Source organism: Pseudomonas sp. Je.1.5.c, from assembly GCF_051129895.1.
Classification (GTDB): domain Bacteria; phylum Pseudomonadota; class Gammaproteobacteria; order Pseudomonadales; family Pseudomonadaceae; genus Aquipseudomonas; species Aquipseudomonas urmiensis.
Map to the genome: position 1 here is coordinate 154,793 of NZ_JBCPSP010000002.1, position 26,251 is coordinate 181,043.

A 26,251-nucleotide genomic window follows, 5' to 3' on the forward strand; every position below is an offset into this window, starting at 1 on the left:
AGCGGCCTCTTCGCGGGCAAGCCCGCTCCTACAGGTTGCCCGCTAGCCTACAGATCAGCGCGGGCCCTGTGGGAGCGGGCTTGCCCGCGAAGAGGCCGCCACTGACAGACCAGCCCAAGCAGCTCAAGCCAACGCTTGCTCGACAAAATCCAAGCGATCCTGACCAAAGAACATCTGCCCCTCGACAAAGCAGGTCGGCGCGCCAAATACGCCACGCGCCACCGCTTCTTCGGTCACCTGCTTGAGCGCCTGTTTGACCTCGACCTGACTGGCCAACGCGCGGAACTGCTGCGGATCGAAGCCAGCGGCGTCCAACGTGGCATCGAGCACCGGCGCATCACCCAGATTGAGCCGCTGCGCCCAGAGCGCCTTGAACAGTACCGCCAGCAGCGCCTCGAATCGCTCAGGTGCATGCAACTGGGTGGCAACCAGCCCACGCATCAAGCCCAGGGTATTGATCGGGAAACCCAGCGGCAGGCCAAACGGCACGCCATAGCGCTCGGCATAACGCTGCAGGTCGACGAACATATATTTACCCTTGGCTGGCACCATCACCGGCGAGGCATTGCCGGTTGCCTGGAACACCCCGCCCAGAAGCATTGGCCGATACACCAACTCGGCGCCATGCCGCGCACAGAGTGCCGGCAGCTGGGTCCAGGCCAGATAACTGGCCGGGCTGCCCAGATCGAAGAAAAACTCGACACGTTTGCTCATGCTGCTGTCCTTGTACGGGAGAAGGGTTTACCAGCGCTCGACCCACGGACGCAGGTCGAGCTCGAAGGTCCAGGCATCACGCGGCTGGGCATGCAGGAACCAGTAGCTGTCGGCGATATGGGCCGGATCGAGGATGCCGTCCTGGTCCTTGAGGGCGTAGCGCTCAGGGAAGTTGTCGCGGATGAACGCGGTGTCGATCGCACCATCCACCACCACATGGGCGACATGGATATTGCGCGGCCCCAGCTCCCTGGCCATGCTCTGGGCTAGCGCCCGCAAGCCGTGCTTGGCCGTCGCGAAGGCGGCAAAGCCGGCAGCGCCACGGGTGCCGGCGGTGGCGCCGGTAAACAGGATAGTGCCGCGCTCGCGGCTGACCATCCGCTTGGCCACCGCCTGGGCGGTGAGGAATCCGGCAAAGCAGGCCATCTCCCAGATCTTGAAGAACTTGCGCGGGGTCTCTTCGAGAATGCTGCATGGCACATTGGCGCCGATATTGAAGACAAACGCTTCGATGACACCGATATCGCGCTCGATGGTTTCGATCAGCGTCGCCACCTGCTCTTCGTTGCGCGCATCAGAGCTAAACCCATGCGCCTGACCGCCGCTAGCGCGGATCTCGTCCACCAAGGGCTGCAGCTTGTCGGCGCTGCGCCGGGTGACACAGGCAATGTAGCCCTCGCGGGCAAAACGCTTGGCGATCTCGCCGCCCGTGGCATCACCGGCACCAATCACCAGCACGACTTTTTGTTGTTCTGTCACGCACACCTCCATTGATGAACGATCATTTAGTAAACGAACGCTATGTTATGATCGCCCCCATCGTCAAGCCCGCGCGCTGAGGTTTTCACATGCGCTACTCCACTGAACACAAGCAGCAAACCCGCGAGAAGTTGCTGGCCAGCAGCGGCGCGCTGGCCAAGCGCGGCGGCTTTGCCACCACGGGCGTTGCCGGGCTGATGAACGCCATCGGCCTGACCGGCGGCGCCTTCTACAACCACTTTGCCTCCAAGGACGATCTGTTCACCGAAGTGGTGCGCCGCGAGCTGAGCAACAGCCCTCTCGCCCGCCTGGCCGAGCGCGGCGCCGACCGCCAGCGTTTGGCCCGCTGCCTTGAGCAGTACCTGAGCCTGGCCCACTTGCGCGATGCCGAGGGCGGCTGCCCATTGCCACCGCTTGGCGTGGAGATCGCCCGCGCCGAGCTGCCGGTGCGCGAACAAGCCGAGCAGTGGCTGGTGGCCCTGCACAGCGCCTGGAGTACCACCCTGGAAGACCCCGAGCTGGCCTGGGCACTGATCAGCCAATGCGTCGGTGCGCTGGTGGTCGGGCGCATGCTGGCCAGCGCAGAGATCCAAGGCCAGGTCCTGGAGGCCAGCCGCAGTTTGGTTGGCAGGGCGCTGAATGAAACGCGCTAGCCTGCTGCTGGGCCTGGCCCTGGCGTTGCCCGCCGCAGCCGATAACGCGTGCCCGCCAGGGCAGTACCAGGTGTGCCTGATGGGTTGTTTCTGCGCACCGATCGACCCCGGGCAGGCCGGCCAGATCCTCAAGGATGTCGAGCTGATGGCCTCCTCCAGCCTGGTCTTCGCCCTGCGCCAGGCGCGTGATGAAGCCAACACCCAGGGCACCGAGCCGATCCCGCTGCATATCCGCGCCCAGCTCGAAAGCTGGTACGACTTCGCCGTGCTCGATGCTGCGCGCTTTCGGGTCGGCAATGAACAGCAAATCAGCGCCGCCAATGCCCTGCTGCAAAACCCTGATGTCAACGCGGTGACCCTGATCGACACCATCATTTTTCGCCATGCCCAGGACGCCGACGACAATGTCGCGCTGTGGGCCCACGAGCTCAAGCATGTGCAGCAGTACCAACAATTAGGTGTGGAAGAGTTCGCAAGGCGCTACACGCGCAACTACGACGCGCTGGAGGCACCGGCCTACAAGGTCGAGGCCGAAGTAGCCAAGGCCTTGCGCGAGCGCCGTTCGGGGCAGGCGCGCTGAGCGCCAGCCCGTCGCAGGCTGCCGTCAGCTGGCGCTGAAGCGGGGAATCGCAAGCCCCAGGCTCTCGCGCAGGGTCGTTCCTTCATAGGCCGTTCGGTACACGCCACGCTCTTGCAGCAATGGCACCACCTCCTGGGTAAAGCGGCGCAACTGCCCCGGATGGCCGATGTAGATGTTGAAGCCATCCAACGCCCGCGCCTCGAACCATTCGGCCATCTTCGCCGCCACGCTCTGCGCCGAACCGACGAACGCCCCGGGGCGCAACTGGCGACCGAACTCGACCGCCTGGCGCAGGCTCAAGCCCTTGTCCCGGGCCTGCTCGGCAATGCGCTTGGCATTGGTGAAGAAGCTGCTGCGCGCGTACTCCAGACTCTGTTGCGGAAAAGGTGCATCCAGCTCGTACTGGCTGAAGTCGTGCCAGCCGAAATTGCGCCCGAACTCCTTGAGCGCCAGTTCGAAGCTGTGATCGAGCTGATGGTAATGCCGCTCGATTTCGCGGGCATGTTCATCGGTGTCGCCGACATAGATTTCCGCACCGGGCAACACCAGCAGTTGCTCTGGATCGCGCCCCAGACGCTGGGCGCGGGCTTTGACATCGCGATAGAACGCCTGCCCCTGCTCGATGCTCGCGGCGTGGGTGAAGATGACATCGGCCGTGGCCGCGCCCAGCGCCCGCCCCTGCTCGGAGTCGCCAGCCTGGAAAATCACCGGCTGGCCCTGGGGTGAGCGCTGGATGTTCAGCGGCCCCACGACCGAAAAGTGCGTGCCCTTATGATTCAGGGCATGCAGCTTGCTCGGATCGAGAAACTGGCCAGTGCGCCGATCACGGGGAAACGCATCGTCCTCGTAGGAGCGCCACAGCCCCTGCACCACCTCGACATGCTCCTGCGCCCGCGCATAGCGGGTGTCGTAGTCATAGTGCTCGTCGCGGCCATAATTGCCTGCCGTGCCGGCATCGCCACTGGTGACCACGTTCCAGCCTGCGCGGCCCTTGCTGATCAGGTCCAGCGAGGCCAAGCGCCGGGCGACGTTGTACGGCTCGTTGTAGGAGGTGGTCAAGGTGCCGACCAGGCCCAGGTGACGGGTGCTCACCGCCAGCGCCGAGAGCAGGGTCAGCGGCTCTAGGCGGTTGAGGTAATGCGACGGCGAGCCGGGGGTGATGTACTGGCTGTCGACGATGAACATCAGGTCGAACAAGGCCGCTTCGGCCTGACGGGCAATGTCGATGTACCAGTCGATGTTGACGCTGGCATCGGCTGGCAGCTCAGGGTCGAGCCATAGATTGTGCCGGCCCGGGCCGCCACAACCCATGGTCAGGGCGCCCAGTTTGATCTGTCGGTTGCGCATGGCTGATCGGCTCCTGATGCTTATTCGATATGAACCTGGGCGGTGCGAATCACCTCGCCCCAGCGCGCCTTGTCGGCGGCGATCACCTGGGCAAAACCGGCCGGGCTGCTGCGCTCGACGCTGATGCCCTGCTGGCCGAAGCGCTCGGCGGTTTCTGGCTTGTCGGCAATCACCTCGATGGCGTTGTTCAGGCGTTCGACCAGTGCCGGCTCGGCGCCTTTGGGCAGGACGATACCGAACCAGCCGGAAGCGACGAAGCCTGGCAGGCCGACTTCGTCGGCACTGGGTACCGAGGGCAGCAGCGGTGAGCGTTCGGCACTCGTCAGCACCAGGCCCTTGAGCTTGCCAGCCTGGATCTGCGGGGCGAGCACGGTCAGGGTGTCGACGGCGACATCCACCTCACCACCGAGCAACCCGGTCACGGCCGGAGCACTGCCTTTGTACGGCACGTGCAGCAGGTCGACCCCGGCCAGGTTCTTCAGCAGTTCGCCAGACAGGTGGCAGAGCGTGCCATTGCCGCAGGAGGAATAGCTCAGTGCGCCGGGCTTGGCCTTGGCCTGATCGATCAGCGCCTGCAGGCTGTCGATCTTGGTTTGTGGCCCTACCGCGACCACATTGGGCACCGAGGCCAACACGGCCACTGGGGTGAAGTCCTTGATCGGGTCGTAACGCACTGCCTGCAAGTTGGGCAGGATCGCCAACTGGCCAGCGGTGGCCAATGACAAGGTGTAGCCATCGGGCTTGGCTTTGGCGACGGCTTCAGCGGCGATCGCGGTGCCGGCGCCGGGTTTATTGTCGACTACCACCGGTTGGCCAAGGGAAGTCGAGAGCTGTTCGGCGTAGTAGCGGCCAACGGTGTCGGCGGCCCCGCCTGGGGGGAATGGCACGATCAGGGTGAGCGGGCGGCTGGGCCAGTTGTCGGCCTGGGCCAAGGTGGCGGCGCTTAGGGCCAGGGTGGCGAGGATGAGTTTCTTTAGGTTCATGGCTGGCTCATTTTTTGATCATTGTTTGATGTGGTTTGATGGTCTGTTACAGCCCTTCTGGCGCTATCGCGGGGCAAGCCCGCGCCCACACCGCGCTGCTTGCGTAGGCGCGGGCTTGCCCCACGATGGCGCCCTAGCAGCCCCTCAGTCCTCACTGAAAGCCACCTTGCGCGTGGCCCGCAGCCGCGGCGACAGCAGCAGCAACACCAACAGCGCAGCGATGACCAGCAGGGTCAGGCTCAAGGGCCGGGTGAAAAACACCGTCGCATCGCCGCGCGACAGCAGCATCGCGCGGCGCAGGTTCTCTTCCAGCAATGGCCCGAGGATGTAGCCCAGCAACAGCGGCGCCGGTTCGCAGCGCAGCTTGATGAACAGATACCCCAGTAGGCCGAAGGCCATGCTCAGCACCACGTCGAACAGGCTGTTGTTGAGGCTGTACACGCCGATGCAGCAGAACAGCAAAATGGCCGGATACAGCAGCCGGTACGGCACCCGCAGCAGCCGCACCCAAATGCCCACCAACGGCAGGTTGAGCACCAGCAGCAACAGGTTGCCGATCCACATGCTCACCACCAGCCCCCAGAACAGCTCTGGGCGCTCGTCGATCACCTGCGGGCCGGGAACGATGCCGTGGATCATCATCGCCCCCGCCATCAGCGCCATCACCGCGTTGGAGGGCAGGCCCATCACCAGCATCGGAATGAACGAGGTCTGTGCCCCGGCGTTGTTGGCCGACTCTGGCGCGGCGACGCCTTCGATGGCGCCTTGGCCGAAACGCGACGGATCCTTGGCCAGGCGCTTTTCCACCAGGTAGGCGGCGAACGCGCCGAGCATGGCGCCCCCCCCAGGCAAGATCCCCAGCAGCGCGCCCAAGCCAGTACCACGCAGGATCGGCTTCCACGAGCGGCGATAGTCGTCGCGGCTCGGCAACAAGCGGCCAACCGGGGCCACCTGGCTGCTACCGGCCTGTTCGCGCTCAAGGTTGGCGATGATCTCGGCGATGCCGAACAGGCCCATGGAGATCACCACGAAACTGATGCCGTCAGACAACTGCGGCAGGCCGAAGGTGAAGCGCTCCACCCCCGAATTGACGTCGCTACCCACCAGCCCCAGCAGCAGGCCGAGGATGGTCATGGCCAAGGCCTTGAGCAAATCGCCCTGGGCCAGTACGATGGCCGCGACCAACCCCAGTAGCATCAGCGAGAAGTACTCGGCTGGGCCGAACTTCAAGGCGAAGGCGGCCAACGGCGTGGCCGCCGCCGCCAGCAACAGGATCGCCAGGCTGCCGGCCACGAACGAGCCGATCGCGGCAATCGCCAGGGCCGCCCCGGCCCGGCCCTGACGCGCCATGGCGTGGCCGTCCAGGCACGTCACCACCGACGACGACTCGCCCGGCAGGTTGACCAGAATGGCCGTGGTCGAACCGCCGTACTGGGCGCCGTAATAAATCCCCGCCAGCATGATCAGCGCCGCTGCGGGGCTCAGGCCATAGGTGATCGGCAGCAACATGGCGATGGTCGCCACCGGCCCCAGGCCCGGCAGAACACCGACCAGGGTGCCAAGAGTGACGCCAATCAGGCAGTACAGCAGGTTGTTCAGGGTAAAGGCGGCCTCAAAGCCCAGGCCGAGGTGGTTGAGCAGTTCCATATCGGTCTCTCAAGTCGGCAGCACGGGCAGGTTCAAACCCAGGCCGTAGGCGAATACCAGCACGCTGAACACACCTAGCGCCAGGCCCAGCAGCGCCAGCTCGCCGACGCGCGCCTGGCGTCGGGCCAGGCCGCTGAGTACGGTCATCAGCAGCGTTGCCAGGGCCAGGCCCAGGCTTGGCAGCAACCAGGCAAAGGCCAGGATGCTGCCGCTGACCAACAGCCCCGGCCGCCAGCTGAACAGCGTGCCGCCTGCCTGCGCCTCGACGCGCACGGTCAACCCGCGCAGCAGCAGGGCTACGCCCAGCACGCCCAAGGCCGCCGACACCAGCAATGGAAAGTAACCTGCGCCCATGCGCATGGCCGAGCCCAGCGGATAATCGCTGGCCAGCACCACGCCGAGCGTGGCGAAGGACAAAAACAGCCCACCGGCGATCACCTCGCGGGCATCGCCAAGCCCCAGGCGCAGGCTGTTCATGGCTTGGCCTGCGCGGTGGCCGGTTGCAGTGCGGCGGCAAACGAGCTGTCAAACAGGTCGGCCGCAGGATAGGCCTTGATCAGCCCAAGGCCTGCGAAGAAGTCCACGGTCTTCTGCGCATCGACGATCACCTGTGGGCTAAGTGGCGCTAGCTCAGTGCGCGCACGGGCGAACCAGACCCGGGCAATATCGCGGTCGGCGCGGGTGCGCTTGGCCCAGGCATCGGCATAGGCTTCGGTGTTGGCCGGATCCTTCAAGGTCCACTCACGGGCCTTTTTCATCCGTTGGAGAAAATCGTTGATCTGCGCCCGCTTGCTGTCGACTGCCTTGGCATTGGCGACCACGAAGCTCTGCGCCGGGATCAGCCCTTCGGCGGTCGCCAGCACCCGCGCGCCCTGGCGCTCCTGCTGGGTGACATAGGGCTCCCAGGTGGCAATCACATCCACCGAGCCGCCATCGAGCGCGTGCGAGGCGTCCAGCGCGCTGAGGTAGCGCAGCTCCAGCGAGTCACGCGGTACGCCGGCTTTGTCCAGCGCGCTGAACAGTAGCTGCTGGCTCCACGAACCTTTCCAGATCGCCGCACGTTTGCCGCGCAGGTCTTGCAGGCTGTGGATCGAGGAGTCCTTGCGCGCCAGGATGGCCACCCCGCCAAGGTTCTGCCGGGTCACTGCAATCACTTTGATCGGCGCGCCCAAAGCGCCGAGAAACAGCGGCGGCGCATCGCCTAGCAGGCCGATATCGAGGCTGCCGACGTTGAGCGCCTCGGCCACCGGCGAGCCTGCGGTGAACTGCTTCCATTCCAGGGTATACGGCAAGTCGTCGAGCACCCCGGCCGCTTCCATCACGGCGCGGGCATTGAAGCTCTGATCGCCGACGACCAGGGTCTGCGCGGCGGCGCTGACACTCAGGGTGGTGGCCAGCACAGCGGCGGCCCAGGTTTTCAGGTAACGCACGTTCGTCTCCAGGTGTCGCTTGCGACACAGCAGGTGGCGATCCGCGCGTGCGGTCTCGTCGCTATCGATTGGAAAAAGGGCTCAGGCGTTGCGTGCAGCGACTTTGGCGCGGGTCAGCGGAATCAGCTCGCGGCCATATTCCTCGGCATCGCTAAGCGGATCGAAGCCGCGGATGAGGAAGGTGCTGACGCCCAGCTCGTAATAAGCGAGCAAGGCATCGGCCACCTGTTCAGGCGTGCCGACCAGCGCGGTGGAGTTGTGCCCACCGCCGACCAATCCGGCGATGCCGGTCCACAGCCGTTCATCGACCCGATCACCCTTGGCCACGGTCTCGAGCAGGCGCTGGGCGCCGACGCTCTGCGGTTTGTTGGCAATCACCGGCCCGGCCTGCTCGATGCGCTGGCGCGCCTGGCCAAGGATGGTTTCGGCCTTGGCCCAGGCAGCCTCCTCGGTGGCGGCAATGATCGGCCGGAACGACACGCTGAACTGCACCTCGCGGCCATGCTGCGCAGCCTGCTGGCGCACTGCGGCGATGGTCTCGGCGGTCTGCTCCAGCGACTCGCCCCACAGGGCGAACACATCGGCGTGCTTGCCGGCCACCGCCAGGGCGGCGGGGGACGAGCCGCCGAAGTAGATCGGCAAGTGTGGCTGTTGCAGCGGCTTGATCGCCGAGAAGGCATTCTGCGCCTGATAGTGAGTGCCGGCGTGATCGAACGGCGCTTCACTGGTCCAGACCTTGCGCACCACATCGAGGAACTCGTCGGTGCGCGCGTAGCGCTGATCATGCTCCAGGTAGTCGCCGTCCTTGCGCTGCTCGACGTCGTTACCACCGCTGATCACATGCACCGCCAAGCGACCATCGAGCAGATGTTCAAGGGTCGCCAGCTTGCGTGCGGCCAAGGTCGGCGCGACGAACCCTGGGCGATGGGCCAACAGGAAGTGAATGCGCGAAGTCGCCTGGCCGGCTAGTGCGGTGACCAAAAAGCCGTCCGGCTGATCCGACCAGTAGCCGACCAGAATACGGTCAAAGCCGGCCTGTTCGTGAATGCGCGCAGACTGGGTGATGTAGGCCTTGTCGAAGATCGGCCCTTGCGGGGCGAAGATCTCCGAGGACAGCCGATGGCCAATCATGCCGATGAATTGAACGCTCATGGGAAGGACCTTAGCTTGGCGAAAGAGAGATATGCTTTTTAAATCTAAATAATCGAATGCTTATAAGTTATCGACTTGGTCTTGCCTTGTGAAATTCGTTTTAGGCATAACCTCATGCATTCGACATGCGTAGATTTCAGAACAAAATCGCCTCACTGTAAATGCAGTATTTGCATATTAGCTTATGCACATTTTGCATTTTGAGAATATCAAGAGGGTTTGCTAGGGTTACCTTCAACCGTCAGAGCGAGCCTGAACCATGAGCCAACCGTTACGCCTGGAGCGCCTGCGTCAGTTCATCGGCGCCCTCTCCGAGCTGCTCGAACAACACCCCGACGAAGCCACCCTGCTCGACCAGGGCCAAGCCTTGCTACGCAGCCTGGTCGCCCACGACGACTGGCTGCCCGAGGCGCTGGCCCAGCCTGACCCGGACCGTTACCAGCAATACTTGCTGCATTGCGATTCGCGCCAGCGCTTCTCGGTAGTCAGCTTCGTCTGGGGCCCGGGGCAGCGCACGCCGATCCACGACCACCGGGTGTGGGGCCTGATCGGCATGCTGCGCGGCGCCGAGTACTCCCAGGGTTTTGCCCAAAGCGAACAGGGCCCCCTGGTAGCTGTGGGGGCGCCGATACGCCTGGACCCAGGCCAGGTAGAAGCGGTCTCGCCGCGCATTGGCGACATCCACCAGGTGAGCAATGCCTTCGCCGACCAAGTGTCGATCAGCATCCACGTCTACGGCGCCAACATCGGTGCGGTGCATCGTGCTGTGTACGCCGTGGACGGCGCCGAGAAAGCCTTCATTTCCGGCTATTGCAATAGCCAACTGCCCAATATCTGGGACCTGTCCAAAGAGAACTCCGCCCCATGAGCACAATCGCCACCCGCAGTTACCCTGACATCCGCCGTGCGTTGCTGGCCTTCGAAGAGCTGGCGCTGATCGACGTGCGCGAAGAGGATCCGTTCGCCCAACACCACCCGCTGTTCGCCGCCAACATCCCGCTGTCGAAGCTGGAGCTGGAGATCTACGCGCGCGTGCCGCGCCGCGATACCGCCATTACCCTCTACGACGACGGCGAAGGGCTGGCCGCCATCGCTGCCCAGCGCCTGCGGACGCTCGGCTACAGCGATGTCGCCCTGCTCGAAGGCGGCCTGGCCGGCTGGCGCGAGGCGGGTGGTGAGCTGTTTCGTGACGTCAACGTGCCGAGCAAGGCCTTTGGCGAACTGCTAGAGAGCGTTCGGCACACGCCGTCGCTGGGCGCCGAACAGGTCCAGGCACTGCTCGATGCCAAGGCCGATGTGGTGGTGCTCGACGCCCGCCGCTTCGATGAGTACCAGACCATGAGCATTCCTGGTGGCATCAGTGTGCCGGGAGCAGAGCTGGTGTTGCGCGTCGCTGAGCTGGCGCCCAATCCCAATACCCAGGTCATCGTCAACTGCGCAGGGCGCACGCGCAGCATCATTGGCACTCAATCCCTGCTCAATGCCGGCATCCCCAACCCGGTAGCCGCCCTGCGCAATGGCACCATCGGCTGGACCCTGGCCGGGCAACAGCTGGCCCACGGCCAAGCGCGGCAGTTCAGCGAAGTGAGCGACAGCACCCGCCGCAACGCAGCGCAGCGAGCGCGCCAGGTGGCTGACAAAGCGGGCGTGCTGCGCCTCGACCTGCAGGGCTTGCACATCTGGCAGGCTGAAACCGCGCGCACCACCTACCTGTTCGACGTGCGCACCCCAGAGGAATATGCAGCGGGGCACCTGCCCGGCAGCCGCTCGGTGCCAGGTGGCCAGCTGGTGCAGGAAACCGATCATGTCGCCAGCGTGCGTGGGGCGCGGATCGTGTTGCTGGACGATGACGGCGTGCGCGCCAACATGAGCGCCTCGTGGCTGGCGCAGCTGGGTTGGCAGGTGGCCGTGCTCGATGACCTTCGCCCAGCCGATTTGAGCGAGTCCGGCGATTGGCAAGCGCCCTTGCCTGCCCTGCCCCAGGTCAACGAGATTGGCGTCGACCAGCTGGCCAGCTGGCTTGAAGAGGCAGGCACCGTGGTGCTCGACTTCACCACCAGTGCCAACTACGTCAAGCGGCACATCCCCGGCGCCCATTGGGCCATCCGCGCCCAACTGCCGGCAGCGCTGGAGCAACTGCCGGTCGCCGAGCGCTATGTACTGACCTGCGGCAGCAGCCTGCTGGCGCGCTTCGCTGCGGTCGACCTGCAAGCACTGACGCGCAAGCCGGTCTATCTGCTCGAAGGCGGCACCGCCCGCTGGATCGACGCAGGGTTGGCGCTGGAAAGCGGCGAAAGCCATCTGGCCGTGCCCCGCACCGATCGCTATCGCCGCCCCTATGAAGGCACCGATAACCCGCGTGAAGCCATGCAGGGCTACCTGGATTGGGAGTTCGGCCTGATCGCGCAACTGGAGCGCGATGGCACCCACGGTTTCCGCGTGCTGCAAGCCTGAAAAAGTACGGGCCGCTAATGCGGCCCGTTGCGCTTACTCGACGACACCGCAGGCAACCCGCGCGCCGCCTCCACCGAGTTTTGCCGGATGGTCGCTATGGTTGTCGCCGCCGGCATGCACCATCAGCGCATGGCCCTTGAAATCGGCAAGCTTCAGTCGCGGCGCCAGTACCGGGTAGGTGGCCTTGCCATCGGCGCCGACATACAGGGCCGGCAGGTCTCCGCGATGGCCGCTGTCATCGTACGGCCCCTTGTGCGCATTGGTTGCGTCTGGATCCCAGTGGCCACCCGCTGCACCTGCAGCAACCGCCTTGCCGTTTTCTTCTGCCGGCGCGCAGGAGGCCTTTTGGTGCAGGTGGAAGCCATGCACGCCTGGCGGCAAGTCTTTGAGGTCGGGGGTGAGCACCGCGCCATACTTGCTCTGCTCGATGCTCACGGTGCCAATCGACTTACCCGGGCCATCGGCTCCGGCGAGCTTGAGCTCTACGGTCTGTGCCGCCTGGGCCAGGCCTGCGCTGGCGAGCAATGCAGTCATCAACAGGGTTTTCATCAGTCTTCTCCATGGCTGGAATGGCGTTGGGCATGATCGCCGCAAGCGTTAGCAGTGAGACTGCAACGCTGTGCCGCGATTCCATCGAGCTACAGTCTGAAACACTTAACCCATGCGCTGGCTGGCTCAGAAGCCAACGGTGGCCGATACCAGCCAGGTCCGTGGCGTGGACAGGGTCAGGCCGGTGGCGGTGCCCTCCGGAACGTTGGCCGAGGCCCAGTAGGCTTTGTCCAACACGTTTTCGACGCTGGCGCGCAGGGTCACATCCTTGTCGCCGAGCTTGAGGGCATAACGCGCGCCGAGGTCGTAGCGCTGCCAGGCCTCGGCTTTCTGCTGGTTGGCCGCATCCAGGTACTGGCTGCTGGTGTGAATCGCCCGCGCACTGAGGGTCAGGCCTTGGACGTAGGGCAAATCCCACTCCACGCCCAGGTTGGCATTGACCACTGGCGCACCAACGGCGCGATTGCCGTCGAAGCGCCCCTCAGCGGTGCGGGTCTGTTCGGCATCGAGCAACATCGCGCCGCCCAACAGGCGCACACCGGCTAGCGGCTCACCGAATACATTCAGCTCCAGGCCCTGGTTGCGCTGCTCGCCGTCGGCGCGCAGGTTGTTCTGGCTGTCGGTGTAGTAGGACGGCTTGTCGATGCGAAACAGGCTGAGCGTAGCGCCGAAGCTGCCCAGGTCGTACTTGGCGCCGAGCTCGACCTGCTTGCTGCGATAAGGCGCAAATACCTTGCCGTAGTTGGCTGCCGTTTCCGGTGCCTGCTGGCCTTGGGTCAGGCCTTCCATATAGTTGAGGTACAGCGACAGTTGCTCGCTGGTGCGCCAGACCAACCCCAGCGCCGGCGAGGTGGCGCGCTCATCGTAGACCTGGTCTTGTTCGCCAGGCTCGGAGCTGTTCACCTCCACCCGCTGCAGGCGGGCACCGAGGGTCAGCAGCACGCTGTCATCGGCAAAGCTCAAGGTATCGGCCAAGGCCAGGCTGGAAAGCACAGTCTCGGTGTGTGTCGGGTTGTCGGCGCGGGTCGGCGTGCCCGGCTCGGGCAGGGTCACCGGGTCGAACAGGTTGCTCACGCCATTGCGGTAGCGGGCGCCGCTGTTGTCGAAAGTCATGTCGAAGCGATTGAGGCTCAGATTCACGGTATGGCCCACGGCACCGGTGTTGAACCAGCTGCGCGCCCCGACCGTGCCGGTGACCACCTCCTCTTCGCGGTGAAAGGTCCTGGGGCTGACGGTGAAGCGCCCGGCATCGTTGACCACCTGCACAGCGTGACGCAAAAAGTCATAGTCGCCTTTGCGCGCACCCAGCGCGCCGTAGAGCATCAAGTTGTCGTTGACATCGAACTCGCCCCGCAAGGCGCCAAAGGTGTCCTTGGCCCGTGAATAGGTCCATGGCTGGGCGAAGTTACTGTGCACGTCCTCGGCATCCGGCACCTTCACTCCTGCGTTCAAGCTGACGCGCTCCATCGTGCCGTCGACATCGCGCTGCTGATGGCCAACATCCAGCGACAGCCGGGCACGCTCCCCGCGAACATCGAAACCGAGCACCGACGCCTCGCGCTCGACGGACTGATGATCCCACTCGGTATCGCCCGACTGGCGCACGCCGTTGAAACGCAGGCCAAAGCGCTGCTCTGGGCCGAAGCGGCGGCCGATGTCGATATGGCCGCCGCCTTGGCCAGTCGAGGCGTACAGCGCGGTGAACTCGGTCAGCGGCGCGTCGCCGGCGCGCTTGGGTTCGATGTTGACCCCACCGCCGACACTGCCATTGGGCGCCAGGCCGCCGAGCAAGGCACCGGGGCCTTTGAGAATATCGACCCGCTCGACCATCTCCATGTCGATCGAATAGGTCGGCAGCACGCCATACAGGCCGCCGTAGGCAACGTCACTGTTGTACAGGCTGAAGCCACGTACCGAGAATTGCTCGAAGCGCCCGCCAGAGGGGTTGGTGGTGCGCACCGAGGGGTCGTTGGCCACCGCGTCCGCCAGGGTCCTGGCCTGCTGGTTCTGTAGCACCTCGCTGGTGTACGAGGTCATGCTGAACGGGGTTTCCATGAAATCACGCTCGCCCAACATGCCCAGCTTGCCGCGCCGTGACACCTGCCCGCCGGCGTAGGCATCGTCGCCAGCGCCCTGGCCCTGGCCATTGATGGTGGTGCTGGGCAGCACATGCGCGGGGTCATCCTGCAGCGCTTGACGGGCCAGGGTATAGCTGCCCGGACCCGCCGCGACCAGCATCAGGCCCGAGCCGCGCAGCAGTGCATTGAAGCCCTCCTCCACGGCGAACTCGCCCTGCAACCCGGCGCTGCTGCGCCCGGCCACCAGCGCCGGGTCCACCGACAAACTAACCCCGGCCTGGCCGGCAAAGCGGGTCAAGGCATTGCTCAGGCTGCCCGCCGCAATCTGATAACTGCGCCGCGGCGCATCCTCTGCCCAGCCAGCGCCAGGCAGGCCGAGGACAAGCACGAGGCCGGCGCGCAGCAGTTGCGCGGTCAAGGGGCGAAGCAGGGGCGTGAGGGACATCCGAAGCGCTCTTGTTGGAGGAGTGATGCCACTGATGACAAGCGAGTCGGAAAAAGGGGACAGGCGTCAGGCAAGTTTTTTGCGCGGCGTCAGCGACACCCAATAACGGCTGCGGTAATGCACCTCGAGCGGCAGGCTGGCGGCCAACAGGGCGAGGATCCGCTCGCTGTCGTCCAGTTGGAAGGTGCCGGTCACCGCCAGGCGCTCGAGCAGCGGGTCCCACCGCAGCAGGCCGGGCCGGTAGCGGTCAAGCTCCCGCAAAAAGTCGCCCAACGGCTGGTTGTCGACGATCAACAGGCCCTGGCGCCAACCCGGCAACTGCGCATCGAAAGCCTGCGTCGGGCCGACCCCGCTGCTCGACAACAGCGCCTGCTGCCCGCTCTGTAGTTGCACCGGCGCGCCACGCAGCGGCTGCAAGCTGACGTGCCCCTGGCTAACCGACACCAGACAGCCCTGTGCTTGCAGCCTTACACAGAAGCTCGCGCGGGTAGCCACTGCCAAGCCTTGCGGCAGGCTCACCTGCACAGGGCCAAGGCTGTCGAGGGCGATTTCGCCCTCCAGCAGTTGCACGCGGGCAAGCCCTTCGCCGACCTCGAGGTTGACCGCACTGGCAGTATTGAGCTGCAGCCGACTGCCATCGGCCAACTGCAAGGTGCGTCGTTCGCCAGTGGCGGTGTGCAGGTCGGCGCGCCAGCGCTGCATGGGCAGCTGCTGGTAGCCGAACCAGGCCAACGGTGCCAGCGCGCCCAGGGCCAACGCCTGGCCGAGCAGCTTGCGGCGATCGAGCTGCGGGCGGTCAAGGCAGGCCACCGCCAGCGGCGCTGGCACTGCGGCAAAGCGCTGGCGCAGCGCCTCGGCTTTTTGCCAAAGCGCCTCATGTGCAGTGCTGCGGCCACGCCATTGCGCCAGCGCCGCAGCCCGCTCGGCGTCCAGCTCGCCGGCATCGCACAGGGTCAGCCAGTGCGCGGCTTCACGGGCCAGCTGACGCGCCTGGGCATCGACCTGGGCGCTCACAGGTCCACCAGCAGGCAATGCTCGTAGGCCTTGGCCATGTAGCGTTTGACGGTACGCTCAGAGACGCCCAGACGCTCGCCGATGGTGCTGTAGTCGATACCTTCGAGTTGCGACCAGAGAAACGCCTGACGCACTGCGCGTGGCAGGCCATCGAGCAGTTCATCCAGCGCGTGCAAGGTCTCCAGCAGCAACCAGCGCTGCTCCGGCGACGGCGCTAGCGCCTGCGGCAGGTTGGCCAGCGCTTCCAGGTAAGCTCGCTCAAGACTACGGCGCTGGTAATGATTGACCAGCAGCCGCTTGCCCACGGTCAGCAGATAGGCCCGCGGCTCACGCAGACTCGGCAGGGTTTGCGTGTGCTGGGCGGCCAGCACCCGGACGAAGGTGTCCTGAGCCAGGTCGGCAGCCTCCCAGCTGTCGCCCAAGCGCCTGCGCAGCCAGCTTTCCAGCCAGCTGCGGTGGTCGCGATAAAGGGTGCTGAGGGACGCTTGGGGTGCCGCGGCAGAGTCAGGCATTCGTTGGCACGCTAAGGGCTGGAAACATGAATGCGAGTGATTCTAATTGCTTGTCGCGCTAGCGCCAATAGCCTACGCGCACGTGCGAGACTGCTACTGGCTGTCGTGCCCCCCCGCAGCATGCCGCCCGGCGATATAACCGAAGGTCATCGCCGGCCCCAGGTTGATCCCGCCGGAGGGATAGAAGCCGGCCATGACGCTGGCCATGTCGGTGCCCACGGCGTAAAGGCCGGCGATTGGCGCTGAGTTGCGGTCCAGCACTTGCGCATGGCCGTTGGTTTTTAGCCCCGCGAAGGTGCCAAAGCTGCCGGGCCGCACTTTTACCGCGTAGAACGGAGCGTGCTCGATAGGCGCCACACAAGGGTTGCCCTCGGTGATCAGTGGATCGCCCTGCTTGCGGTTATACGGCGTCGAACCGCGGCCAAATTGCGGGTCTTCACCTCTGCGCGCATGGGTGTTGAAGTCGCGCACGGTTTCTAGCAACCCTAGCGGATCGATGCCACAGGCCTTGGCCAGGGCTTGGATGCTGTCTGCGCGCTGCAAATAGCCGCTGCGCACAGCCGGCCCAACCGGTAGCGGGAACGGGCGCGAATAGCCCAGGCCAAAGCGGCGCTGGAAGCGGTGATCGCAGATCAGCCACGAGGCCACCTCTTCATCCGCCGGTGCTGCGGCGACCATGGCCGCGGTGTAGTCGTAGTAGCCGTCGGCCTCATTGACGAAGCGCTTGCCGGTGGACAGCACGCCGATCAGGCCGGGTTTGGCCCGGTCGATGATGTGTGGGAAATGTCCGCTGCTGCCATCGACGTGGCGTACCAGCGAAACCGGCGCCCACGCCGCTGGCGAGGCGACATCGAGCTCTAGCACCGCACCGACTGACTCGCCCAGGCTGATGCCATCACCGCAGCATTCTTCTGGCGGCAAGGCAAGATGGTCGCTCGCTGCAAAGGTGCGCGGGAACAGGGCCTGGCGCCGTGCCTTGTCGTTGGCAAAGCCGCCCGCCGCCAGCACCACACCCTTGCTGGCATGGATGCGCAGTGGGCCGTCCGGGCTGTCGACCAGCGCGCCCAGCACCCGGCCTTGTTCGAAAATCAGTTGGCGCGCCGGCGCGGATTCGATCAGCTCAACCCCCAGGTCAACCGCTGACTTGGCCAGGCGCCCCACCAGCGCAACGCCATTGACCAGGTGCATGGCGCGGCCATGCACGGCCAGATCGCGCAGGTGCCTGATCAAGCGTTTGCTCACATGCAGGAACGCTTTGAACGAACGGGTCATGCTCAGAAACGCCGCCAGGTCGGCGCCGGCCATGATCGGCATACCCAGGAATGACGTCTCGCGCAGGGTCTTGCGCATACGGCGGATCAGCGTACCCATCTGCCTGGCGTCATAAGGCGCAGCGATCACTTGATGGCCCTGCAGCGCTGCGCCCGGTACGTTGCCGTGGATATCGGGAATGGCATTGCCATCGAGCCATTTCACGCAGGTGTGCTGCTCGAAGAACGCCACCATGCGCGGTGCATTGTCGAGAAAGGCATCGATTCGCTCAGCATCGTAGCGCGCGCCCAATTCATGCTTGAGGTAAGTGCGCGGCTGCTGCGGGTCTTCATCGATGCCGGCGCGCTTGGCCAGCGGGTTGCCAGGCACCCACAGCCAGCCACCCGACCAGGCGCTGGCGCCGCCGAACGTTGCGTGCTTTTCCACCACGATGACCTTTAGCCCCTGGTGAGCAGCGGTTACCGCTGCGGCCAAGCCCGAGGCGCCCGAGCCGATCACCAGCAAGTCACACTCCAGACGCTTCACGCTTGAGTCCCCTGTTGGAGGTTGATGGCCGCAAGCCCTGGGCTCATCAGGGCGGGCGAGCCGGGAATCAACTGCTGGATTTCGGCGGCCGCCGCGAGCAACGCCGGGGCGATCTGGTGCAAGCGCGCTTCGCCAAGGCGAAACACCGGCCCGGCAACGCTGAGCACGCCAATCGCCTTGCCACTGCGCGGATGCATCAACGGCACGGCGATAGCCGCCATCCAATCGGCGAAGGTCTGAATCGCCAGCGCATAGCCCAAGGTGCGCGCAGATTCGATTCGCGGCAGCAGCGTTTCTACGCTCTGGGGCGCGTTAGGACCGTAGTGTTCTGCCCGACCAAAACCCTGCTGCTCGACCAGTGCCAATGCGCGCTGGTTATCCAGGGTCGCCAGCCACGCGTAGCCACTGGCCGAACAGGAGAGCTTGGCCTCCATGCCCATGTCAGGGTCATAGCGCAGCCCGGCGCGGGCGCCTTGGGCGCGGGCCACCCAGGTCAAACAGTCCTCGTCCACCACCGACAGACGCACCAGCTCGCCCACCTCGGCGGCCAGGCGATTGAGCACCGGCTGCACCGCATCGACCGTGCCATCGGCGCCCAGGTGAGTGAACGCCAGCACCTGCAGCTTGGAAGTCAGCACATAGGTGCCACGCTCCTGTTGCTGACGCACGTAGCCGTTTTCACACAGGGTGTTCAACAGCCGGTGGGTGGCGCTGCGGGGAATATGCAGGGTGTCCGAGATGTCGCTAAGGGCGATGCCTTGAGCGCTGCTGGCGAGCATTTCGAGGATCGCCAAGCCACGCTCGAGCAAGCCTGCGTGGGTCGATTCGGTGTTACTCACAGCGCTTGGCATAACGGTCTCCTGCTTGGCGCATAGGGCGCCGGGGATTGACTGGCAGAGGTTTTTTGCGAAGTGACTGGAAAACTATTCCAGTTTCGCTCGCAGTGTCAATTAGCCCGTTTTTGCTGGGCGAAACGGCTGCAAGTCAATCCGCCAAGTGCAGTTGAGTGCGGTTACCGAACGCAAAAAAGGGCCGAAACCGGCGTTTACCCTGCGACGGGTTTTTTCCCTTGATTTGAAACTGGAACTCAGTTCTAACTAAAAAGACAACCGCTCCTGGCCCCTCCTGGCAGGGCCCGGGCGAAGCGCATTTCTGCGAACCGAGAACGAGAGTCGAGCATGAGCGATCGCGTATTTTCCCTGGCTGCCCTGACCGTCCTGGAGCTGTCCCCACCTGACATGGTCGAGGTCGCCGCCCGCGCCGGGTACAGTCACGTAGGCTTGCGCCTGGAGCCGGCAACCGCCCAGGAGCAGCACTTTGCGTTGATGGCCGATGCCGGCTTACGCCGCCAGACCCACCAGCGCCTGAGCGACACCGGGGTGAAGGTGTTGGACGTGGAAATCCTGCGCTTGAAAGCAGACACGCAAGTGGCAGATTTTCGCGCCCTGCTCGAAGTCGGCGCCGAGTTTGGCGCGAGCGAACTGCTGGTCGCGGGCAACGATGCCAATGAACAGCGGCTGGCGGAGAACTTCGCCGCGCTGTGCGATCTGGCCAAGCCCTTTGGCATTTACCCGCACCTGGAGTTCATGCCCTGGACCGACGCCCGCGATCTGGCCCAGGCCTTGCGAATTGTCGAATGCGCCGGGCGCAGCAACGCCGGAGTACTGGTCGACGCCTTTCACTTCGATCGCTCCGGCTCGTCACTGGCGCAGCTGGCAAACGCCGTAGCACAACAGCCGCAACGCTTTCGCTATGCGCAGTTGTGCGATGTGGCCGGCCCACGCCCGGATGACATGGATGAGATCCTGCGCCAGGCACGTAATGAACGGCGCTTCCCCGGCGACGGCGATTGCGACCTGCACGGGTTGTTGAGCGCCCTGCCTGAGGCCATCGCGCTGAGCCTTGAGATCCCCACCCGGCAGTTGCTCGAACAAGGCGTCAGCGCCTTCGAGCGGGCGAAGATGGCACTCGACAAAACCCGCGCGCTGCTGCAAAGCCGCTGAGCCACCGCGCTGGCTTCTTCGCGGGCAAGCTCGCTCCCACAGTGTCCGAGCCGATCACAGCCGTTGCGGCGCACATGATCCTGTAGGAGTGGGCTTGCCCGCGATGAGGCCGGGATAGCCACACAAGATAACTGCGCCCCTTCGCACACTGTCACGCGCACCGCGCCACCTGCCCTCGCATCTGTCGATAGCCTAAAAGCGCCACCAGTAAAACCGCTGCGCCAGCCACCAACGCCAGCTGAAAACCGGCATTGGCACCCCGCAGATCCACCATCTGCCCCGCCCCCGCCGCGCCGAACGCCACGCCGACATTCAGCCCTGCCAGCAACCAGGTCATACCCTCGGTCAGTTGGCTGTCAGGCACGATGCGTTCGACCAGCGACATCGCCACGATCATGGTCGGGGCAAAAAACACCCCTGCAACCAGTACAGCCACGGCCAGGCCCGCGATGTTCCCCGCCCATAACAAGGGCAAGGTGGTCACCGCCGTGGCCAACCCACCGAGCAAAAGCACTCTGGGCAACGGCGATTGCAGCTTGAGTGCACCGAACACCAGCCCAGCCGCGCACGAGCCAATGGCGTAACACGACAACACCAGGCTGGCCGCAGCCGGCCTGCCCTGCTGCTCGGCGAAGGCCACACTGACGATGTCGACAGTGCCTACGATCACCCCCATGGCGACCATCAACAGCGCCAACAGCTGCACACCGCCAAGACGCAAGACCGAGGCTTGCCGCTGTGCTGTCGCCGCCTTTGGCTGTAGCGCTGGCTCAGTACCCACCTGGGCTACCAGCGCGAACACGCCGATGGCCAACAACAGGGCGGCAACCAGCGGCCCTGCTTGGGCAAACAGCACCACACTGAAACCGACCGACAACGGCGGGCCGGCGATGAAGGTCACTTCATCGAGGACGGTCTCTAACGCGTAGGCCGTCTGGAGATTGGCCTGGCCGCGATACAGCGCCGTCCAGCGCGCGCGCACCATGGCCGACATGCTCGGCATGCAGCCGGCCAACGCCGCGCTGGCCAGCAGCGCCCAGACCGGCGCCTGCCAATAGCTGAAAGCCAGCAGCAGCAAAATCCCCAGCACGCTCAGCGCAGCGGCCAGCGGCAACACCCGCCGCTGGCCGTGTTGATCGACCAAGCGTGAAACCTGTGGCGAGAGCACGGCAAAGGTCAGCACAAAGGTGGCCGACACCGCGCCGGCCAGGGCATAACTGCCGCGCAGTTGCGACAGCATGGTGATGATGCCGATGCCGGTCATGGGCAATGGCAGACGGGCCAACAGCCCGGCCAGGGTAAAGCCCTTGGCGCCCGGCACTTGAAACAACTCGCGGTATGGATTTGCCATGCCCGATGATCCTTATCGATAGGGCCCGAAACGCAAGGCCGAGTTATACATACACACCGCATGTTAAAAAACTCTATTATCATACGAATCGTATGTAAAGCCCTTCACCCAGGAGACAGCATGGTCAGACGCACCCGCGCGCAGATGGAACAGACCCGCGCCCTACTCATCGAAACCGCACGCCGGGTATTTAGCGAGCAGGGTTATAGCGAGGTCTCACTGGATGACCTGACCGCCCAAGCCGGCCTGACCCGTGGTGCGCTGTATCATCATTTCGGCGATAAAAAGGGCTTGTTCCAAGCAGTGGTCGGGCACATCGACGCCGAGATGGACGCCCGCCTGCAAGCCATATCGGACCACGCCCAAGACCCTTGGGCCGGGTTCAGCAGCCGTTGTCGCGCCTACCTTGAGATGGCCCGCGAACCTGAAATTCAACGCATCGTGCTACGTGATGCGCGCGCCGTGCTTGGCGCCCCCACGCCAGCGGCACAGTTGCACTGCGTGGGTTCTTTGCAGGTGCTGCTCGAAGGCTTGATGGCCGACCACATCGTCGTCGCTACCGCCCCCCAAGCCTTGGCATCGATGATTCAAGGCGCCTTGGCGGAAACCGCATTGTGGATTGCCAATGGCGCTGACCAACCTGAGCGACTTGAGCAAGGGTTGGCCGCGGTGCAGTTGCTGCTCGACGGCATTCGGCGACCATTGCCAACCGCTCAAGCTTAGAGCGAAACAGAATAATACCGTCGGTCGCCCCAGCATGAGCCTTCTTGCGAGCTTGCATGTCCGAAGCTAATAGTTAATTCAATTGCCTGGGGAGGCACTTAACATGCGACCGCGTTTCGTTGTAGTTCCGGCTATGCCTATGGAAAAGCCATACCTTGAGCGAGGGGTGCGTTTCTATTCAGGCCTGTGCACCGGCTTCGACCTCTACGACAACGTTGAGAAAATGAGGCTCAAGCCAACCTTCAACTTGCGCGCCGATGCCGAAGCCGAATGCTTGCGGCGAAATCAGGCGGGGATCGGTTGAGTTCAGCGCTGGGGCTCGGCTCGCGGTGGCTGCTGGCGCTGCCACACTTGCAGATTTCGCTGCAGCCATTGCTGGGGTAAGTCGCTGGCGACGATCTCTGTCATCTTCTGCGCCAGCTGCTCGCGCAGCCGTGGCTGGTTGCAGGGCGATGCCTGCGACAGCGCCAGGTACAATCCTTCACTGGAAACCGCCGGCTGCAGGACCTGCAACCCCTTGTCCAAGCCCAATGTCTGCGCCAGCGCCATGCCTGGATACTGCTCATAGATCAGGTAGTCGTTGCGCTTGTGCACCAATTTCAGAAACGCCTGGCTGGCGCTGGGCACCGCTTCGAGGTTGAGGTTGGCCTTGGCGTAGTCGTCGAAGGCCTGGCCATGGCTGTTGTTGACCAAGGTGCCGCCATTGCGCCCTTTGAGGTCAGCCCAACCGTGATAGGCAAAGCCTTCACCCCGGCGCACCCAAACCACGCTGGGGGTCGAGAGAAACGCGGGTTTGATGAAGTCCATGGTCTGTTGCCGGGCTTGGGTGATGAAGTAGCCGGCCATCATGTCGATGCTGCCGGTACGCACATCTTCCTGGGCCCGTGACCAGGGGCCGCTATAGACCACCTGCACCTCAAGCCCAAGCGTTTTGGCCAGGTGCTTGAGCAAGTCGGCATTGGCGCCGATCAGCTGCTCTGGGTTGTCTGGGTCACGCCACAGATAGGGGGGATATTCAGGATTGCCTGTGGCGGTCAGGTGTCGACAGTCGTCGGCTGCCAGGGCCAGCTTGGGGGTCAACACCCAACACAGCACCAGCAACCACAACCGCCCGGGGCGGCGCTCGATCATGTGCGAGCCTACGTCATCAATGACAGGGGAGTTCAACCAGTCTGGACCAGAATCTGCCGGCCGCCAGCGGGCCCTCACAGTACCTAATGCACAGTCGCGTGGCGGCAGGCATGCAGCCGCACACACTGTTGGCCAGGCAACAGCGAATCAACAGACTGCGCCTCACGCCACAGTCAGTTGCTCCCTACCCCGCCGCCGAGCCCCGTCCAGCTGGGAGATGGCCGAATGGCATGCCCCATGCAATCGGTGTTGATCCTCTTCGACTGTTTGGATCTTGCCGATGCGCCTGCCCCCCCTCGCCCTATCCCTTCCCCACGCCCTCAAGACCCTGGCCGCCGCTGGCTTGTTCGCGCTGGCGCTGAACCCCAGCGCCCAGGCTGAAACCGCCCCCAAGGAAGTGCGCCTGGACTACGCCTACTACTCACCCGTGAGCCTGGTCCTGAAGCATTTCGGTTGGCTGGAAAAAGCCCTGCCCGACTCGAAAGTGAGCTGGGTGTTCAGCCAAGGCAGCAACCGCTCGCTGGAGTATCTCAACAGCGGCGGCGCCGACTTCGGCTCGTCGGCCAGCCTCTCGGCCGTGCTGGCCCGCGCCAACGGCAGCCCGATCAAGTCGGTGTACGTCTACAGCCGCGCCGAATGGACTGCACTGGTAGTCAGCAAAGACTCGCCGTTACAAAACCTCGAAGCGCTCAAAGGTAAAAAGATCGCTGCCACCAAGGGCACTGATCCGTACCTGTTCACCCTGCGCGCCCTGGCCAAGGCCGGCATCGAGAAGGACGACGTCGAACTGCTGCACCTACAACACCCAGACGGGCGCACCGCTTTGGAAAAAGGCGACGTCGACGCCTGGGCAGGCCTGGACCCGCACATGGCCGCCAGCGAACTTCAAGCCGGTTCGCGCCTGCTCTATCGCAACAAAGACTTCAACAGCTATGGCGTGGTCAGCGTCACCGACACGTTCGCCCAGCAACACCCACAGACTATCGCCACAGTGATCAAAGCCTACGAACAGGCGCGCCACTGGGCCATCGCCCACCCTGATGAGTTCGCCAAGCTGTTGGCCGATGAGTCCAAGTTGCCGCTGGATGTGGCCAAACTGCAGCTGTCGCGGACCGACCTTTCCGCGCCGCAACTGACTGATCAGGATATCAGCGCCTCCAAGGCAGCAGCCCCCATTCTGGTGTCCGAAGCCTTGGTCAAGCGTGGTGTTGACGTCAATCAGGTGATCGACCAACTGATCGATCCATCCTTCGCCAAGGCCAGCATCCAGTGATGAGCACCTCCAGCAAGACCCTGGCGCCGGGGGTAATTGCGCCTGCCGTGCAACCGAGCCGTTGGCGGCGCCGAGCCAAGGGCCTGGCCCTGCCGGTGCTGATCATCCTGCTGCTCGAAGCTGTGGTGCGCCTTGGTTGGATCGCCGCCTACCAGATGCCGGCTCCGAGCGAAGTGGCCCAGACCCTGCTGCACCTGGCCGATGGTGCGTTGTGGAAACACATCGGTGCCAGCCTGTCTCGGGTATTGGCCGGCTTCGCCATCGGTGCGGCACTTGGGCTACTGTTTGCCGCCTGGGTTGGCCTTAGCCGCGAGGCCGAGGCCTGGCTTGAGCCCACCTTTGCCAGCCTGAGAGCGATTCCCAGCCTGGCCTGGGTGCCGCTGTTGCTGCTGTGGCTGGGGATTGGCGAAACCTCGAAAGTCACATTGATTGCCATTGGCGCGTTTTTTCCGGTGTACCTCAATGGCGTGGCAGCGATCCGCAATATCGATCGCAAGCTGGTTGAGGTTGGGCGCATGTATGGCTTCAGCCCGTTGCGGCTGGCCCGACGTATTTTGCTGCCGGCCGCCCTACCGGGCGTATTCACCGGTTTGCGCAGCGCACTGAGCCTGAGCTGGATGTTCCTGGTTGCCGCCGAGCTGATTGCCGCGACCCGTGGCCTTGGCTACCTGCTCAGCGATGGCCGGGAAACCTCACGACCAGATCTGGTACTGGCGGCGATCATTGTCCTGGCGCTGCTGGGCAAGCTCAGCGATGGCCTGCTGGCCAGCCTGGAACAGCGTTGGCTGACCTGGCGCGACACGTTCGACGGTACGGATACAGGAGTCTGAAGCATGAACCAACCTCTGCGCATTGCCGAGCCAGCCCCGCCCGTTGAACCGCTGCTTGACCTACAGGTGGAAGGCAAAGCGTTCGGTGCGACCCAAGTGCTGGGGCAAGTCCAGCTACAACTGCAACCGGGTGAAATCGTCAGCCTGCTCGGCCCTAGCGGCTGCGGCAAGAGCACCCTCCTCAGATTGGTGGCACAACTCGATCAGGACTTTACCGGCGTACTGCACAGCCGGCCCGAGCAGATCGGTTTCGTCTTCCAGGAGCCGCGATTGATGCCCTGGCTGAGCGTGGCCGAAAACATCGGCTTTAGCCAAGACCAAGGCTATGACCGCGCCCGTGTGGCGGGGCTGATCGAAGAGGTCGGCCTGGATGGCTTTGCCGCTGCCCTGCCCAAGGCCTTGTCAGGCGGCATGGCGCAACGGGTAGCGATCGCCCGCGGGCTATACGGGCAACCGCAGTTGCTGTTGCTGGATGAACCGTTCAGCGCAGTCGATGCCTTTACCCGCTTCAAGCTCCAAGACTTGCTCCTGGACCTGGCCCGTCGGCACCGGATTGCCTTGCTGGTGGTAACCCACGATGTGGACGAGGCGCTGTACCTGAGTGATCGGGTGCTGGTGATTGGCAATCGCCCAGGTACGGTGTGCCGCGAGTTGCGGGTCAAACTCGACTACCCACGCGACCGCCGCGACGAGCGCCTGGCACGGTTGCGCGGGGAGGCGCTGGAGGCGTTGCACAGTGCGCGGGTGATTTGAGCATTGAGCACTGCGGTTCGCCCATCCGCTCATCCGCTGGCTGACCCAAGAACGCGGCGCATGTACCCAGAAT

Annotated in this window: 26 protein-coding genes; 10 read left to right on the forward strand and 16 right to left on the reverse strand. The window is 64.3% G+C overall.

Annotated elements, in window-relative coordinates; genetic code table 11:
- Positions 1–123: 123 nt before the first annotated feature.
- Complete coding sequence (locus AAZU54_RS02620) at positions 124–714, reverse strand: 2-hydroxychromene-2-carboxylate isomerase (protein ID WP_434726480.1); 591 nt, start codon at positions 712–714, stop codon at positions 124–126.
- Between the two features lie 27 nt (positions 715–741).
- Positions 742–1,473, reverse strand: coding sequence for an SDR family oxidoreductase (locus AAZU54_RS02625; protein ID WP_186553469.1), 732 nt, complete (start codon positions 1,471–1,473; stop codon positions 742–744).
- Positions 1,474–1,562: 89 nt separating this feature from the next.
- Between AAZU54_RS02625 and AAZU54_RS02630 the strand changes: the two genes are divergently transcribed.
- Both AAZU54_RS02630 and AAZU54_RS02635 read left to right on the forward strand, forming a co-directional pair.
- The gene (locus AAZU54_RS02630; protein WP_434726481.1) at positions 1,563–2,126 is read left to right on the forward strand and encodes a TetR/AcrR family transcriptional regulator; all 564 of its coding nucleotides are present in this window, start codon (positions 1,563–1,565) and stop codon (positions 2,124–2,126) included.
- Positions 2,113–2,706 carry an eCIS core domain-containing protein gene (locus AAZU54_RS02635; RefSeq protein ID WP_434726482.1) on the forward strand — a complete coding sequence of 198 codons (594 nt, stop codon included), beginning with the start codon at positions 2,113–2,115 and terminating at the stop codon, positions 2,704–2,706. Before AAZU54_RS02630 ends, AAZU54_RS02635 begins: the two co-directional genes overlap by 14 nt.
- A gap of 24 nt (positions 2,707–2,730) precedes the next feature.
- On the opposite strand, the gene AAZU54_RS02640 is transcribed toward AAZU54_RS02635, so the two are convergent.
- The 6 genes from AAZU54_RS02640 to AAZU54_RS02665 form a co-directional block, all read right to left on the reverse strand.
- Positions 2,731–4,053, reverse strand: coding sequence for an LLM class flavin-dependent oxidoreductase (locus tag AAZU54_RS02640; RefSeq protein WP_434726483.1), 1,323 nt, complete (start codon positions 4,051–4,053; stop codon positions 2,731–2,733).
- Positions 4,054–4,073: 20 nt separating this feature from the next.
- Entirely contained in the window at positions 4,074–5,036 is a 963-nt protein-coding gene (locus AAZU54_RS02645) for a Bug family tripartite tricarboxylate transporter substrate binding protein (protein WP_405128934.1), read from the reverse strand.
- Positions 5,037–5,180: 144 nt separating this feature from the next.
- Positions 5,181–6,683, reverse strand: a complete 1,503-nt coding sequence (locus AAZU54_RS02650; RefSeq protein WP_405128935.1) for a tripartite tricarboxylate transporter permease — start codon at positions 6,681–6,683, stop codon at positions 5,181–5,183.
- Positions 6,684–6,692: 9 nt separating this feature from the next.
- Positions 6,693–7,160 (reverse strand): tripartite tricarboxylate transporter TctB family protein, encoded by a 468-nt coding sequence (locus AAZU54_RS02655; RefSeq protein WP_312156524.1) that lies wholly within the window; start codon positions 7,158–7,160, stop codon positions 6,693–6,695.
- Complete coding sequence (locus tag AAZU54_RS02660; RefSeq protein WP_405128937.1) at positions 7,157–8,113, reverse strand: ABC transporter substrate-binding protein; 957 nt, start codon at positions 8,111–8,113, stop codon at positions 7,157–7,159. Before AAZU54_RS02660 ends, AAZU54_RS02655 begins: the two co-directional genes overlap by 4 nt.
- An 81-nt stretch (positions 8,114–8,194) precedes the next feature.
- Positions 8,195–9,265, reverse strand: coding sequence for an LLM class flavin-dependent oxidoreductase (locus AAZU54_RS02665; protein ID WP_186553476.1), 1,071 nt, complete (start codon positions 9,263–9,265; stop codon positions 8,195–8,197).
- Positions 9,266–9,524: 259 nt separating this feature from the next.
- On the opposite strand from AAZU54_RS02665, the gene AAZU54_RS02670 reads away from it, so the two are divergent.
- Complete coding sequence (locus tag AAZU54_RS02670) at positions 9,525–10,133, forward strand: cysteine dioxygenase (protein WP_186553477.1); 609 nt, start codon at positions 9,525–9,527, stop codon at positions 10,131–10,133.
- Complete coding sequence (locus AAZU54_RS02675) at positions 10,130–11,719, forward strand: rhodanese-related sulfurtransferase (RefSeq protein ID WP_434726484.1); 1,590 nt, start codon at positions 10,130–10,132, stop codon at positions 11,717–11,719. The genes AAZU54_RS02670 and AAZU54_RS02675 overlap by 4 nt, the downstream gene beginning before the upstream one ends.
- A gap of 33 nt (positions 11,720–11,752) precedes the next feature.
- On the opposite strand, the gene sodC is transcribed toward AAZU54_RS02675, so the two are convergent.
- From sodC to AAZU54_RS02705, 6 genes are all read right to left on the reverse strand, one after another.
- On the reverse strand, positions 11,753–12,268 hold the full coding sequence (gene sodC, locus AAZU54_RS02680) for a superoxide dismutase [Cu-Zn] SodC (RefSeq protein ID WP_405128939.1): 516 nt from the start codon (positions 12,266–12,268) through the stop codon (positions 11,753–11,755).
- A 126-nt stretch (positions 12,269–12,394) separates the two neighbouring features.
- Entirely contained in the window at positions 12,395–14,791 is a 2,397-nt protein-coding gene (locus AAZU54_RS02685; protein WP_434726485.1) for a TonB-dependent siderophore receptor, read from the reverse strand.
- Between the two features lie 66 nt (positions 14,792–14,857).
- Positions 14,858–15,805, reverse strand: a complete 948-nt coding sequence (locus AAZU54_RS02690) for a FecR domain-containing protein (protein ID WP_434726486.1) — start codon at positions 15,803–15,805, stop codon at positions 14,858–14,860.
- Complete coding sequence (locus tag AAZU54_RS02695; RefSeq protein ID WP_186553482.1) at positions 15,802–16,317, reverse strand: sigma-70 family RNA polymerase sigma factor; 516 nt, start codon at positions 16,315–16,317, stop codon at positions 15,802–15,804. The genes AAZU54_RS02690 and AAZU54_RS02695 overlap by 4 nt, the downstream gene beginning before the upstream one ends.
- 93 nt (positions 16,318–16,410) lie before the next feature.
- Complete coding sequence (locus AAZU54_RS02700) at positions 16,411–18,114, reverse strand: FAD-dependent oxidoreductase (RefSeq protein ID WP_434726487.1); 1,704 nt, start codon at positions 18,112–18,114, stop codon at positions 16,411–16,413.
- Positions 18,111–18,965 carry an IclR family transcriptional regulator gene (locus AAZU54_RS02705; RefSeq protein ID WP_434726488.1) on the reverse strand — a complete coding sequence of 285 codons (855 nt, stop codon included), beginning with the start codon at positions 18,963–18,965 and terminating at the stop codon, positions 18,111–18,113. Before AAZU54_RS02705 ends, AAZU54_RS02700 begins: the two co-directional genes overlap by 4 nt.
- A 327-nt stretch (positions 18,966–19,292) precedes the next feature.
- On the opposite strand from AAZU54_RS02705, the gene AAZU54_RS02710 reads away from it, so the two are divergent.
- Positions 19,293–20,117: a sugar phosphate isomerase/epimerase family protein gene (locus tag AAZU54_RS02710; RefSeq protein ID WP_186553485.1), complete on the forward strand. Its 825-nt coding sequence runs from the start codon at positions 19,293–19,295 to the stop codon at positions 20,115–20,117.
- A gap of 151 nt (positions 20,118–20,268) precedes the next feature.
- Here AAZU54_RS02710 and AAZU54_RS02715 read toward each other — a convergent pair whose 3' ends face one another.
- Positions 20,269–21,468 carry an MFS transporter gene (locus tag AAZU54_RS02715; RefSeq protein ID WP_434726489.1) on the reverse strand — a complete coding sequence of 400 codons (1,200 nt, stop codon included), beginning with the start codon at positions 21,466–21,468 and terminating at the stop codon, positions 20,269–20,271.
- 120 nt (positions 21,469–21,588) lie between these two features.
- Between AAZU54_RS02715 and AAZU54_RS02720 the strand changes: the two genes are divergently transcribed.
- The gene (locus tag AAZU54_RS02720; RefSeq protein ID WP_264234409.1) at positions 21,589–22,191 is read left to right on the forward strand and encodes a TetR/AcrR family transcriptional regulator; all 603 of its coding nucleotides are present in this window, start codon (positions 21,589–21,591) and stop codon (positions 22,189–22,191) included.
- Positions 22,192–22,330: 139 nt separating this feature from the next.
- Positions 22,331–22,495 (forward strand): hypothetical protein, encoded by a 165-nt coding sequence (locus tag AAZU54_RS02725; protein WP_225915593.1) that lies wholly within the window; start codon positions 22,331–22,333, stop codon positions 22,493–22,495.
- Between the two features lie 2 nt (positions 22,496–22,497).
- Here AAZU54_RS02725 and AAZU54_RS02730 read toward each other — a convergent pair whose 3' ends face one another.
- Positions 22,498–23,322: a substrate-binding periplasmic protein gene (locus AAZU54_RS02730; protein WP_186553489.1), complete on the reverse strand. Its 825-nt coding sequence runs from the start codon at positions 23,320–23,322 to the stop codon at positions 22,498–22,500.
- Positions 23,323–23,602: 280 nt separating this feature from the next.
- Between AAZU54_RS02730 and AAZU54_RS02735 the strand changes: the two genes are divergently transcribed.
- The 3 genes from AAZU54_RS02735 to AAZU54_RS02745 are packed head-to-tail and all read left to right on the forward strand — an operon-like array spanning position 23,603 to position 26,178.
- Positions 23,603–24,595 carry an aliphatic sulfonate ABC transporter substrate-binding protein gene (locus AAZU54_RS02735; protein WP_312155061.1) on the forward strand — a complete coding sequence of 331 codons (993 nt, stop codon included), beginning with the start codon at positions 23,603–23,605 and terminating at the stop codon, positions 24,593–24,595.
- Complete coding sequence (locus tag AAZU54_RS02740; RefSeq protein ID WP_264234406.1) at positions 24,595–25,425, forward strand: ABC transporter permease; 831 nt, start codon at positions 24,595–24,597, stop codon at positions 25,423–25,425. Before AAZU54_RS02735 ends, AAZU54_RS02740 begins: the two co-directional genes overlap by 1 nt.
- 3 nt (positions 25,426–25,428) lie before the next feature.
- Positions 25,429–26,178, forward strand: a complete 750-nt coding sequence (locus AAZU54_RS02745; RefSeq protein ID WP_264234405.1) for an ABC transporter ATP-binding protein — start codon at positions 25,429–25,431, stop codon at positions 26,176–26,178.
- Positions 26,179–26,251: the final 73 nt, after the last annotated feature.

Bases quoted from the DNA above. Each gene is read 5' to 3' on its own strand.
- AAZU54_RS02635 (WP_434726482.1), top strand. From the start codon at position 2,113: ATGAAACGCGCTAGCCTGCTGCTGGGCCTGGCCCTGGCGTTGCCCGCC.
- AAZU54_RS02740 (WP_264234406.1), top strand. From the start codon at position 24,595: ATGAGCACCTCCAGCAAGACCCTGGCGCCGGGGGTAATTGCGCCTGCC.
- AAZU54_RS02650 (WP_405128935.1), bottom strand. From the start codon at position 6,683: ATGGAACTGCTCAACCACCTCGGCCTGGGCTTTGAGGCCGCCTTTACC.
- sodC (WP_405128939.1), bottom strand. From the start codon at position 12,268: ATGAAAACCCTGTTGATGACTGCATTGCTCGCCAGCGCAGGCCTGGCC.
- AAZU54_RS02725 (WP_225915593.1), top strand. From the start codon at position 22,331: ATGGAAAAGCCATACCTTGAGCGAGGGGTGCGTTTCTATTCAGGCCTG.
- AAZU54_RS02735 (WP_312155061.1), top strand. From the start codon at position 23,603: ATGCGCCTGCCCCCCCTCGCCCTATCCCTTCCCCACGCCCTCAAGACC.
- AAZU54_RS02715 (WP_434726489.1), bottom strand. From the start codon at position 21,468: ATGGCAAATCCATACCGCGAGTTGTTTCAAGTGCCGGGCGCCAAGGGC.
- AAZU54_RS02685 (WP_434726485.1), bottom strand. From the start codon at position 14,791: ATGTCCCTCACGCCCCTGCTTCGCCCCTTGACCGCGCAACTGCTGCGC.
- AAZU54_RS02705 (WP_434726488.1), bottom strand. From the start codon at position 18,965: ATGCCAAGCGCTGTGAGTAACACCGAATCGACCCACGCAGGCTTGCTC.
- AAZU54_RS02670 (WP_186553477.1), top strand. From the start codon at position 9,525: ATGAGCCAACCGTTACGCCTGGAGCGCCTGCGTCAGTTCATCGGCGCC.
- AAZU54_RS02720 (WP_264234409.1), top strand. From the start codon at position 21,589: ATGGTCAGACGCACCCGCGCGCAGATGGAACAGACCCGCGCCCTACTC.
- AAZU54_RS02645 (WP_405128934.1), bottom strand. From the start codon at position 5,036: ATGAACCTAAAGAAACTCATCCTCGCCACCCTGGCCCTAAGCGCCGCC.
- AAZU54_RS02665 (WP_186553476.1), bottom strand. From the start codon at position 9,265: ATGAGCGTTCAATTCATCGGCATGATTGGCCATCGGCTGTCCTCGGAG.
- AAZU54_RS02630 (WP_434726481.1), top strand. From the start codon at position 1,563: ATGCGCTACTCCACTGAACACAAGCAGCAAACCCGCGAGAAGTTGCTG.
- AAZU54_RS02640 (WP_434726483.1), bottom strand. From the start codon at position 4,053: ATGCGCAACCGACAGATCAAACTGGGCGCCCTGACCATGGGTTGTGGC.
- AAZU54_RS02620 (WP_434726480.1), bottom strand. From the start codon at position 714: ATGAGCAAACGTGTCGAGTTTTTCTTCGATCTGGGCAGCCCGGCCAGT.
- AAZU54_RS02655 (WP_312156524.1), bottom strand. From the start codon at position 7,160: ATGAACAGCCTGCGCCTGGGGCTTGGCGATGCCCGCGAGGTGATCGCC.
- AAZU54_RS02730 (WP_186553489.1), bottom strand. From the start codon at position 23,322: ATGATCGAGCGCCGCCCCGGGCGGTTGTGGTTGCTGGTGCTGTGTTGG.
- AAZU54_RS02710 (WP_186553485.1), top strand. From the start codon at position 19,293: ATGAGCGATCGCGTATTTTCCCTGGCTGCCCTGACCGTCCTGGAGCTG.
- AAZU54_RS02745 (WP_264234405.1), top strand. From the start codon at position 25,429: ATGAACCAACCTCTGCGCATTGCCGAGCCAGCCCCGCCCGTTGAACCG.
- AAZU54_RS02695 (WP_186553482.1), bottom strand. From the start codon at position 16,317: ATGCCTGACTCTGCCGCGGCACCCCAAGCGTCCCTCAGCACCCTTTAT.
- AAZU54_RS02675 (WP_434726484.1), top strand. From the start codon at position 10,130: ATGAGCACAATCGCCACCCGCAGTTACCCTGACATCCGCCGTGCGTTG.